The 9,302-nt window shown below is 75.1% G+C and carries 5 protein-coding genes; all 5 read right to left on the bottom strand.

What is annotated here, in order from left to right; all coding sequences use genetic code 11:
- A partial coding sequence (locus AOK08_RS48565) for a non-ribosomal peptide synthetase (RefSeq protein ID WP_198539483.1) occupies positions 1–3,487 on the bottom strand: 3,487 nt, incomplete at its 3' end.
- The gene (locus AOK08_RS34590) at positions 3,484–5,337 is read right to left on the bottom strand and encodes a condensation domain-containing protein (protein WP_055533385.1); all 1,854 of its coding nucleotides are present in this window, start codon (positions 5,335–5,337) and stop codon (positions 3,484–3,486) included. The genes AOK08_RS34590 and AOK08_RS48565, both read right to left, overlap by 4 nt.
- On the bottom strand, positions 5,330–5,557 hold the full coding sequence (locus AOK08_RS34585; RefSeq protein WP_055533384.1) for an MbtH family protein: 228 nt from the start codon (positions 5,555–5,557) through the stop codon (positions 5,330–5,332). Before AOK08_RS34585 ends, AOK08_RS34590 begins: the two co-directional genes overlap by 8 nt.
- Positions 5,558–6,028: 471 nt before the next feature.
- Positions 6,029–8,302 carry a pyridoxal-phosphate dependent enzyme gene (locus tag AOK08_RS34580; protein ID WP_055533382.1) on the bottom strand — a complete coding sequence of 758 codons (2,274 nt, stop codon included), beginning with the start codon at positions 8,300–8,302 and terminating at the stop codon, positions 6,029–6,031.
- 2 nt (positions 8,303–8,304) lie between these two features.
- The coding region (locus AOK08_RS34575; protein WP_063794193.1) for a GHMP family kinase ATP-binding protein at positions 8,305–9,302 on the bottom strand (998 nt) is incomplete at its 5' end.

Raw genomic sequence — 9,302 nt, 5'->3', positions numbered from 1 at the left:
CGCCGAGCAGGGAGCGCACCTCCGCGAGGAGGCGGGTCGCCAGGAGGGAGTGGCCGCCCAGGGCGAAGAAGTCGTCGTGGACGCCGACCCGTTCCGCGCCGAGCATCCGCTCCCACAGGGCGGTGAGCGTGCGCTCGGCATCGTTCCCCGGTGCATGGTACGGCCGCTCCCCGGCGGCGGGGCCCGGGGCGGGGAGCGCCGCCAGGTCCGTCTTGCCGTTGGGGGTCGTCGGGAAGCGGTCGAGCACGGTGACCGTCAGGGGGACCATCCAGTCCGGCAGTTCGGCGCGCAGATGCTCGCGCAGCGCCGCCGGGTCGGGCCGCCTGCCCCGGGCGGGCACCGCGTAGCCCGCGAGAACGGGTCCGGCGGGGGTCGGGACGACGGTGACCGCGGCCCGGCCCACGTCCGGGTGGCCGGCGAGGACGTTCTCGATCTCACCGGGTTCGATGCGCAGGCCGCGGATCTTGAGCTGCCGGTCGGCGCGGCCGAGGTACTCGATCTGGCCGTCCGCCGTCCAGCGGGCCAGGTCGCCGGTGCGGTACATGCGGGTGCCGGGCGGGCCGTAGGGGCAGGCGGTGAAGCGTTCGGCGGTGAGGCCGGGGCGTCCCAGGTAGCCCTGGGCGAGACCGGCTCCGGCGATGTACAGCTCGCCGGTGACGCCGGGTGGGACGGGGGCGAGACGGTCGTCGAGGACGTGGAGGCGGGTGCCGTCCAGGGGGCGTCCGATCGGGACCTGTCCGTCCGGGATGCCGCTCCCGGGGGCGAGCGGGAACATGGCGGCGAACGTGGTGGTCTCCGTCGGCCCGTACCCGTTGGTCACGGTGGTGTCCGGGCAGTGCTCGCGGACCCGGCGGACGGCGGCGAGCGAGGCTGCCTCACCGCCGGTCATCACCTCGCGCAGGGTGCCGAGCCGTTCGGGGCACCGGTCGGCCAGTTCGTTGAAGAGCGTGGCCGTCAGGAAGGTGCCGGTGACCCGCTGTTCTCCGATGAGCCGGGCGAGGCCGGTGACGTCCAGGTCGCCGGGCGGGGCGACGACCACGAGCCCGCCGTTCAGCAGCGGGACCCACAGCTCGTAGGTGGAGGCGTCGAAGGCGTGCGGGGAGCGGAACAGGACCCGGTCGTGGGCGCCGCCGCGCCAGCGCCGGTCCAGCGCGAGGGCGACGACCTCCCGGTGCGCGACGGCGACACCCTTGGGCGTGCCGGTCGAGCCGGAGGTGTACATGACGTAGGCGAGGTCGTCCGGATGCGCGGCGGCACGGGCCGGGCGTACGGCGCCGGTCGGCACGACACCGCCGACCCCGGCGGCCTCGCCGTTCGGACCGCCCCCGGCGGCTGGGCGGAGGGTGTGGCCGCCGCCCACGCCGTCGGTGCCCGCATCCGGGCCGGTGGCAGCACCGGCCGACCGCACAGGGACCATGGGCACGACACCGCCGTCCCCGCTGTCTCCCATGTCCCCGGCGGCCAGGCGGAGAGTGTGGCCAACGCCCAAGTCGTCGGTGCCCGCACCCGGACCGGTGGCACCGGCCGGTCTCACGGCGACTGCCGGCACCGCACTGCCGTGCCCGGCGTCCTCGGCGTCCCCGGCGTCCTCCGCGTCCAGACGGAGAGTGTGGCGGAGGCCCGCGCTGTCGTTGTCCGCACCCGGGCCGGTGACGCCGGTCGCCCGCGCGGCGACTGCCAGAGCGCCACCGCCGTCCCCGGCGCCCCCCGCAACCGCGTCGCCCCCGGCAGGCAGGCGGAGCGTGTGGTGTACGCCCAAGCCGTCAACGTCCGTACCCGGGTCCGTGATCAGGACCGTTGCCCCGGCGCCGGAGATGACCGATGCCGAGCGGGCGCGGGGGGCGCGGGCGTCCAGGGGGAGGTAGGACGCGCCGGTCTTCAGGATGCCCAGGCAGGCGGCGATCAGTTCCACGGAACGGTCCATGAGGATGGCCACCGTGTCGCCGGGGCGTACCCCGAGGGTGCCGAGGCGGGACGCCACTCGGTCGGAGAGGGCGTCGAGTGCGCCGTAGGTCGTCTCGCGGTCGCCGCAGACCGCCGCGGTCCTGTCCGGGTGGGCGGCGGCCCGTTCGGTGAAGAGGGCGTGCACGGTGGTGGCGTGGGGCACGGCCGGTGCGCCCTGCCAGCCGTCCGTGACGGCGGCGTGCTCCTCGGGTGTCAGCAGGTCGTGGGCGGAGATCGGGGCGGTGGGGTCGGCCGCGAGCGCGTCGAGGAGGCGGGTCAGGCGGTCCAGGAGCCGTTGGGCGGTGGTGGCGTCGAACAGGTCGGTGGCGTATTCGAGGGTGAGGCCGATACCGGCCGGTCGGCCGCTGTCGGGAGCGTGGCGCTCCTCTGTCTCCAGGGTCAGGTCGAACTTGGCCGTGGCGGTACGGACCGGTTCCGTGCGGGCCCGCAGGCCCGGGAGGACCGGTTCGGCGTCCGTGTCGCGGCGGCCCGCGACCGCTATCTGGAACAGGGGGTGACGGCCGGGTGAGCGGGGCGGGTTGAGCCGTTCCACCAGGGCGTCGAAGGGCACGTCCTGGTGGGCGTGGGCGTCCAGGGCGGCATCGCGGACCCGGTCGAGGACGTCGATGAACGCGGGGTTGCCCGAGGTGTCGGCCCGGACGACGACGGTGTCGACGAAGAGGCCCACCAGGTGTTCGAGTGCCTCGTCCTCGCGGCCGTCGACGGGGCAGCCGAGGGCGAGGTCGGTGCCCGCCCCCAGGCGGGTGAGGAGCGTGGCGAACGCCGCCTGGACGGCCATGAAGACGGTGGCGCGCCGGTCGCGGGCTAGTTCGGCGAGTCGCGTGTGCGTGCCCGCGCCGGTCTCGGCGGTGACGATCGCGCCGCCGTGGGAGGCGACGGCGGGGCGGGGCCGGTCGGTGGGGAGGGTGTGTTCCTCGGGCAGGCCGGCGAGCGCGCGGGCCCGGTGGTCGAGTTGCCTGCGGTGCTCGGAGTCCGGGTCGTCCGGATCGCCGAGTACGTCGTGCCGCCACAGGGCGTAGTCCGGGTACTGGACGGGCAGTTCGGGCCAGTCCGGCTCGCCGCCGAGGAGCCGGGCCGTGTAGGCGGCGGACAGGTCGCGCAGGAGGACGTCGAGGGAGGCGCCGTCGCCCGCGATGTGGTGCAGGACGAGCAGGAGGTAGTGGTCCTGGGCCCCGTCGGTGAACAGGTGGGCGCGCAGGGGCGGTTCGGTGGCCGGGTCGAAGGGCACCGCCGCTGCCTGTCGCGCGTGGGACGGGTGTTCGGTGGCCGGGCAGACCGTGACCGTGCAGGGTGGGGCGCTGCCCGGGTCGAGGACGTGCTGGTGGGGGACGCCGTCCGTGTGGGGGAAGACCGTGCGCAGGGCTTCGTGGCGGTCGGTCACATCGGCGAGGGCGGCCGTGAGGGCGGAGCGGTCGAGGTCGCCGTACAGGCGCAGCCCGAGCGGGATGTTGTGCAGGCCGCCGGGGTCGCCGTCGCGGGACAGGAACCACAGGCGGCGCTGGGCGTGGGACAGGGGGATCACAGCAGTTCTCCGAACTGGGCTTCGAAGGCGTCGAGGTCGGCCTGGCCGAGGCCGGGCAGGGACACGTCGGAGGGGGTGAGTCCGGCGGCGCCGGGCAGCGCGGCGTGCCGGACGAGGGCGCGCAGCATGGCGAACCACTCGTGGGCCAGGGCGTGCGCGCGGTCGGCCGGGAGGGCGTTGCCCGCCCAGGTCCAGGTGGCGCTGAGGGTGGGGCCGTCGGGGCCCTCGTGGGCGGCGGCGTTGACCTCCACGGCGTGGGCCATGGCCAGGCCGTCGTCGGCCTCGTCGAGCGCGAAGTCGTGCCCGGGGGCGGCGGCCCAGTCGGCGGTGTCGCCCATCGGGAAGCGGCCGAGGTAGTTGAAGCCGATCCCGGGGACGCCCCGGGCCGCGAGGGCGGGGCCGGTGCGGCTGTTGCCGTGGCGCAGCAGGCCGTACCCGATGCCGTGGTCGGGGACCGCCCGCAGGGTCTCCTTGACGGTGCGCAGGACCTGCCCGGCGGCGGGGCCGCCCTCGCGGGCGTCGTCCAGGTCGGGCCGGCCGAGGTCGAAACGCACCGGGTACATGGTGGTGAACCAGCCGACGGTGCGGGACAGGTCGGGGGCGCCCGCGATGTCCTCGCGGCCGTGGCCCTCGACGTCGACCAGGACCGTGCCGCCGTCCGCCGCTCCGGTCTCCGGGCGCCGCCAGGCGAGGACCGCGAGGGCCAGGCCCGTGAGCAGTACGTCGTTGACGGTGCCGTTGACGACGCCCGGTACGGCGGTGAGCAGCGGCCCGGCCACCTCCGGGGGCAGGGTGAGGGTGAGGCGGTGGTCGGCGGTCTCGGCGTCGAGCCGGTCCAACGGGCTTACGCCGCCCAGGGGTTCGGGGGCCGGGCGGAGTGTCTCGGTCCAGCGCGCGGCCTCGCCCATGCGGCGGCCGGAGGTGGCGTCGGCGCGCAGCAGGTCCGCCCAGTGCGCGAACGGTGTCGGCGCGGGTTCGAGGGCCGGGTCCTCGCCGGTGGCGAGCCGCGCCCAGCAGGTGCGCACGTCGTCCTGGAGGATGCGCCAGGACACGCCGTCGACGACGAGGTGGTGGACGACCAGCGCGAGCCGGCCCTGCCGGCCGGGGCCTCGGTCGACGAGTACGGCGCGCAGCATGACGCCGTCCGCCGGGGACAGCAGGCGCCGGGCCGCCCGGATCCGGGCGGTGGTGAGGGCGGGCAGTTCCGCGTCGGTGGCGTCGGGCGCGTGGACGTGCTCGACCAGGCCGTACGCGTCGACACTGCCCGGCGGCGGCACGGTGCACCCCTCGGCGGCGGTGCCCGCCCCGCCGGGCACGGTGAGCCGGAGGACGTCGTGCGTGTCGAGCAGGGCCCGCACGACCCGTACGGCGTGCTCGGCGCGGAACCCGGCGGGGGTGCGGACGACGAGCGACTGGTGGTAGGTGTCGACGGGGCCGGCGAGGTCGCCGAGCCACGCCATGATCGGGGTCGCGGTCAACGGGCCCGTGCGGCGCGGGGGTTCGGTGGGTCCCTCGTCCGCTCCGGGGCCGTCCGCCGCGCGGGCGGCTGCGGCGAGCGCGGCGACGCTTTCGCTGCGCAGGACGTCGCGGGTGGTGAGCAGCAGTCCGGCCGCCCGGGCGCGGCTGACGACCTGGATGGCCTGGATGCTGTCGCCGCCGAGTTCGGTGAAGCCGTGAGCGGGGCCTACGGCGTCGGCGGCCAGCCCCAGTACCTGGGCGACCAGGTGCCGGAGGGCGTCCACGGGGCCGGCGGTGGGGCCCTCGACGGCGGAGCCTTCCCGGGCCGCCGCCCCGGCCGCCGTCGGGGGCGGCGAACCGGGGGCGGGCAGGGTTCGTACGGACTCAGGCACGGGCCGAGTCCCCGGCGAGTGCCGCGACCAGGGACGCGGGCCGCATGTCCGTCCAGTTCCGCTCGACGTGGTCGAGGCAGTTCTGGCGGCCGTCCGGACCGTGGACCGTGGTCCAGCCGGCCGGGACGGGCAGGTCGGCGGGCCACAGCGAGTGCTGGAGCTCGTCGTTGCGGACGACGAGGTAGACGGCGTCGTCGTTCTCGAAGGGGTTGCTGCTCATGGTGGGTCTCCTGGGTGAGTGAGTGAGTGGGTTGCTCGGTGGGTGGGTTACGGGGGGCTTGGGTGCGTGAGGGGCTGTCGGCCCGTTGTGGCTGGTCGCGCAGTTCCCCGCGCCCCTTAAAAGGGGGGCTTGGGTACGTGGGAGGCTGCCGGCCCGCTGTGGCCGGTCGCGCAGTTCCCCGCGCCCCTTAAAAGGGGGGCTTGGGTACATGGAGGGCTGCCCGCCCGCTGTGGCCGGTCGCGCAGTTCCCCGCGCCCCTTAAAAGGGGGGCTTGGGTACATGGAGGGCTGCCGGCCCGCTGTGGCTGGTCGCGCCCATATGCGGCGGACCCGCATACCGATAACAGCCCCGTGCCCCTGTCGGGGGGTGGCCCGCAGTTGTGGCGGGCGTGATGCTCCGCGCACGGGGCATGTCGGGGGCCCGCGCACCGGTACCGGCACGGGAGAGTGGCGCCGGTGTGGGCGGGGTCGTTCAGTGGGCGGGGCTGTGCGGGGTGACCGTGAGGCGGATCAGGGTGTGTGCCTGGTCCAGGGCCGACGTCACCTGTTCGGGGTCCGGGCGGCACGCGATGACGTGGCCGAGCCGGTCGCCCGCGCTGCGCGCGCGCCGGATCACGGTGCCGGGTGCGGCGGTGACGGTCACGGCCTCGACGCCGTCCACGGCCGCCGCGCGCTCCGCGCCGTGCACGGTGTCGAGGACCCCGTCGGCGTCGGCGAGCAGGAACTGGATGCCCGCGTGGGCCCCGTGGGCGTGTTTGAGGTCGGGGGCCAGGCCCATCGCGGCCTTGAGCTGCTGTTCGAGCAGGTCGACTCCGCAGGCCAGCCGGACGAGTTCGGGGATCATGCCGCCCGCCGGGCGCGGGTTGATCTCGACGACGGCGGGTCCCTGGGCGGTCAGCTTCACCTCGGTGTGGGTGGCGCCGAGCCGGATGCCGGCCGCGTCCAGGGCGGCCGTCACCGTCTCCGTGATGTGCTGAGCGGTTCCGGCCGGGAGCGGTGCCGGGAAGAGGTGGCGGTGTTCGATGAAGTGGGGTGTGCCGGTCACCGACTTGGCGGTGATGCCGACGCGTTCGGCGTGGCCGTCCTCGCTGAACATCTCCACGCTGTACTCGGGGCCGTCCAGGTACTCCTCGACGAGGACGGTCCGCGCGGTCGGCATCCCCCGGACGTTGGTGGTGACGGCGAGGATCCGCTCGGTCTGCGCCAGGGCCTCCGCCTCGTCGGCGCAGAGCAGGACGTTGACGGAGCCCGAGTCGTCGGCGGGCTTGACCACGCACGGCAGTCCGGTCCGGGCCACGGCCGCGGCGACCTCACCGGGTTCTCGCACGACCGCGTACCGGGGCTGGCGTACCCCCGCGCTGTCCAGCAGGGTGCGCAGGGCCGACTTGTCGCGGCAGGCGGTCACCGCCTCGGGCGGGTTGCCGGGGAGGCCGAGCCAGCGGGCCAGCCGCGCGGCGGCGGGGACGTAGAAGTCGCTGGTGGTGGTGATCCCGGCGATCTCCTCGCGGCGGAAGCGGTCCTGGATCGCGGCCCGCAGCGCGGCGTCGGAGTTGGTGTCGCAGCGGATCACCTCGGCTCCGGTGGCGTCCAGCCCGCGGTAGCGGTCGGGGTCGCCGGTCAGCAGGACGGGCGCGGCGCCGAGCCGGTCGCGGGCCAGGTCGAGGGCGAGCATGCCGGTGCCGGTGGTGTTGGACTCGACGAAGACGAGGTGCCGGCGCAGGTCGGCGGGGGCGCGGTAGGAGTGCCGGGACCAGGTGGTGACGGTGGTTCCGGCGGGAACGACGGCCGGACGGGCGGCGGCCGGTACTTCGCGCAGGTCGTGGTCGGCCCAGTGCTCGTCGCTGTAGACGGTGTCGGCGTACCGGTCGCCCCGGTCGGGCAGGATGCCGACGATGCGGGAGCCGGGCTCGGCGCGGCGGGCCAGGTCGCCGAGGACGCGGTACACCGAGCCGGAGGTGTTGCCGCCGAAGATCTGCTGTTCGCGGGCGAGTTCGCGGGTGGCGGCGAACGCCTCGTGGTCGTTGAGCCAGTGGACCTCGTCGACGAGGGAGCGGTCGAGGTTCTTCGGCAGCAGGCTGTTGCCAAGGCCGCTCTGCAGTCGCTGCGGTATGTCGGGCTGCCCGAACAGGGCGCTGCCCACGCAGTCGACACCGACGACGCGCACGGCGGGCAGGGACTCCCGCAGTGCCCGGCCGGTCCCGCAGAGGGAGCCGCCGCTGCCGACGGCGCCTACGAGGGCGTCGATGTGACCGAGGTCGTCGAGGAGTTCACGCGCGAGGTCGCGGTAGGCGCCGGGGTTGTCGGGGTTGGTGTACTGCTGGGGCCAGAAGGCGCCGGGCAGGTCCGCCATCAGTTCCGCGAGCCGTTCCAGCCGGGCGGACTGCCAGCCGTGGCTGGTCATCGCCTCGACGACGTGCACGTGGCAGCCCAGGGCGCGCAGTTTGGCCAGCGTCACGGGGTCGATGCGCGGGTCGGTGACGATGTGCACCTCGTGGCCGAGGGAGCGTCCGACGAGGGCGACGCCGAGCGCCATGGTGCCGGAGGAGCTCTCCACCACGGGGGCGTCGGGGCGCAGGGTGCCGAGCCTTCTGGCCTCCAGGACGATGTTGCGGGCAACCCGGTCCTTCATCGCGAACAGGTTCTGGAGTTCCAGTTTGGCGTAGACCTCCACCCCGCGTTCCGCGCCGAGGCGCAGCCGGACGAGCGGCGTGCGGCCGATCGCGTCCGTCAGCGTGTCGAACAGCATGCTCAGATCTCCAGTCGGTGGGTGGTGTGGGCGGTGGCCGGTTTCGCCGGGTGCGGCGAGTGCGGCTGATGCGGCGGGCCGGGGGCCCAGTCGTCGCCGGTGCCCAGGGCACGGTGGACGGACACCTCGCCGCCGAGCGGGGCGCAGCCGACCCGTACGTGTTCCGCCTTGGCGTCGAGTTCGGGGTCCTCGGCGTCGAGCAGGACGCCGAGGAGAGTGCCGCTGTGGGCGAGGACCAGGCCGTGGCCGCCGATGTCGCGGCACAGCGCGCGCAGTTCGGCGAATCCGGCGCGGGCGCGCCTGCGGTCGTTGAGTTCGGCGCTGCGGGTGCCGACCTCGCCCACGGTGGGCAGGTCGCCCGTGGCGACGGCGCCGGTCAGCCGGTCCAGGAGCCGGGCGTACTCGTGCCGTTCGGCCGTGCCGATGGCCTTCGCGGTCCGGTTGTGGGCCACGGTGTCGACCTGGCCGCCCTCGTCGTGGGCGACGAGCGCGAGCGGGGGCAGCGTGCCGATTCTGCTGCCGAGCCGTACGGCCCGGTGGTGGAAGCAGACGATCTCGTCGTACATCACACCGTCGGCCGGCTCGATGCCGCGCAGGAACGCCTCGGTCTGCGCCGGGGTGAACGTCCGCCCGAACGCGGCGCCTACGGCTCGTACGGTGGCGACGAGGTCGGCCGAGGAACTGGCCATGCCCTTGCCCTCGGGCAGGTCGCCGCCGAGTTCGAGCAGCCCGCCGCCCCTCTCACCGAGCGCGGCGAGAACGGCCTCGGCGACGCGCCGTGACTTCCCCTTGTGCCCGGGCACGACCCGCACACCTCTCTTCCCGGGGGCGGGGCGGAAGACGGCGGTGGCCCAGCGGGCCACCGGGAAGGTGACGAGGAAGTCACTGCCGGGGGCGGGCAGGGCGCCCTGGAGCAACTCCCCGAAGGTGCCGAAGGCGTGTCCGGTTCCGGGGCTGCCGAAAGCGTGCCCGGCTCGGGGGCGCGCGGCCACGGCGGGGG

It is taken from the genome of Streptomyces graminilatus (assembly GCF_001418565.1).
In the GTDB taxonomy this organism is placed as follows: Bacteria; Actinomycetota; Actinomycetes; order Streptomycetales; family Streptomycetaceae; genus Streptomyces; species Streptomyces graminilatus.
The sequence above is the reverse complement of the archived record's forward strand: the minus strand, read 5'-3'. Positions and strand labels throughout refer to the sequence as shown.

What these genes read in the sequence shown, in the direction of transcription:
- AOK08_RS34585 (WP_055533384.1), bottom strand. Translation starts at nt 5,557, where the DNA reads ATGAGCAGCAACCCCTTCGAGAACGACGACGCCGTCTACCTCGTCGTC.
- AOK08_RS34580 (WP_055533382.1), bottom strand. Translation starts at nt 8,302, where the DNA reads ATGCTGTTCGACACGCTGACGGACGCGATCGGCCGCACGCCGCTCGTC.